The following is a 2,260-nucleotide window of genomic DNA, read 5'->3' on the forward strand; positions in this document are numbered from 1 at the left end:
CCTGTTTACGGTAGTCCACTGTTTCCAGCGTATACAGCGTGCCTTCCTCTACAGCCCGTGTCCAAGCCGTATAACCATTGGAAGTCTGACGGAATACCGTACGAAGCGCATCATGATGCTTTACGAGGTGATCCAACACTTGACGAATCGCCGTCTCGTCAAAGCCCTCGGCGCGATAGAGCATGACCGCTTGATTAAAGTGCTGTGGACGCTCGCGCTCCTGCGCAAAGAACCAATGCTGAATGGGGAGTAGCGCCGTTTCTCCGCTCACTTCTTCTTGATTGGCCATACGACGGACCTCGTGCATATGCGGTGCCAGGGCTGCAACTGTCGGATATTGGAACAAATCCTTCATGTCCAGCTTATAGCCAGCCTGGAACGTACGAGATGCGATTTGGATGGCTTTGATAGAATCGCCGCCCAGATCAAAGAAATTGCCCAAAATGCCGACCGTCTGTAGGCCCAGTACGGACTGCCAGACCGCGACCAGCGCGCGTTCTTGCGCCGTACGCGGCTCTGCATAATCGGCTCCGGTTTGCAGGCTGCCTTCCGGTGCCGGCAATGCCTTGCGATCGATTTTGCCATTGGGACTCAGTGGCATTTGCTCCAGCTGTACAAAGTACGACGGCACCATGTAGCTTGGCAGCTCCCGGCCCAGCTCACTTCTCAGCTCGCTGGCACGGATTTCTTGTCCCGCGACATAGTACGCCACCATTTGTTTTTGGCCCGTTTCATCCGTACGAGCCATGACCACCGCTTCTCGTACCGATTTCACTTGAAGCAGCTGTGTTTCGACCTCGCCCAGTTCAATTCGGTAGCCCCGGATTTTCACCTGATGGTCGATCCGGCCCAGATACTCAATGTTCCCGTCCCGCATCCATCTCGCCAAATCGCCGGTGCGATACATCCGTTCATAGCCTGCTTCCCCACCCGAAAACGGATCGGCAACGAATTTCTCTGCCGTTAGCTCCGGACGGTTCAGGTAACCGCGGGCTACGCCGACACCACCGATGCACAGTTCCCCTGCAACCCCAATCGGCTGCAATTGCTCCGTGCTTTCCTTGACGATGTACAGACGAATATTTTGAATCGGTTTCCCGATCGGGATAACCGTATATTCCTCATCCAGCTCGCAATCAAAATACGATACGTCCACCGTCGCTTCGGTTGGTCCATACAGGTTGACCAGCTTCGCTCCGGCCAAGCTCGACACGAGCCGCTGGAACCGGGCCACATGCTGTGGTGGCAACGCTTCACCACTGGCAAAGACATGGCGCAGTGTGCCCAGCTTCGCTTGCATTACTTCCCGTGGCTGCTGCTCCACATACTCCAGGAATGCATGCAGCATGGCGGGCACAAAGTGCATCGTGGTTACACCATCGCGGGCAATCGTGTCCACGATGTCCTCCGGATTCTTTTCCCCGCCGACCGACAACAGACTTACCTTCGAGCCGACCATCGACCACCAGAACAGCTCCCACACCGACACGTCGAAGGTGAAGGCGGTCTTTTGCAGAATCGTATCTTCTGCACTCAAGCCGTAGCGATTATGCATCCACAAAATTCGGTTCAGCACGGAATGGTGCTCCACCATCACGCCCTTCGGTTTTCCCGTGGAGCCAGAGGTATAAATGACATAGGCGACATGGTGCGGTCCAGCCAGGGGCTCTAGATTTGAACTGTCTTCGTGATAGATGTCCTGACGATCCAGCACCAGCACCTGGCCGTCGAAACTCAGCGACGCTTGCTCTGCCAGATGTGATTGTGTCAGCACCAGCTTCGCGCCCGAATCCTCCAGCATAAAGCGGATGCGGTCAGCCGGATATTCCGGATCAATTGGCACATAAGCCCCGCCTGCCTTGAGGATCGCATAGATGCCCACGATCATGTCCAGTGAACGGTGAACCAGAATACCCACAGGCTGATCTGGTTTAACCCCTTCCGAACGCAAGGTGCGTGCGAGACGGTTCGCTCGCTCGTTTAGCTCACGGTAGGTCAACGACTCCGCTCCGCACAACACCGCCACTTGCTCCGGTGTATTCGCTGCCTGCTGCTCAAACAGACTGCTTAGCGTCTGATCCTGCGGATAGGCTGCCGCCGTATCTCCCCATACCTGTACGATTTGCGCCTGTTCTTCCGGCGTTACCAATGCCAGCTCATCCACACGGATATGCGGATTCTCCACGATTTGTCCGATGACGTGGTTGATATGACCATAGATACGCTCCATTGCAGACCGGTTATACACCAGCGCATTGTA

Annotated in this window: 1 protein-coding gene; it reads right to left on the minus strand. The window is 55.5% G+C overall.

The annotated features are described in order from the left end of the window. On the minus strand, positions 1 to 2,260 hold a 2,260-nt coding region (locus HFE01_RS26265; protein WP_167442893.1), incomplete at both ends, for a non-ribosomal peptide synthetase.

Origin of the sequence: Paenibacillus sp. EKM10P, assembly GCF_011800655.1 — a bacterium.
Taxonomy (GTDB): Bacteria; Bacillota; Bacilli; order Paenibacillales; family Paenibacillaceae; genus Paenibacillus; species Paenibacillus polymyxa.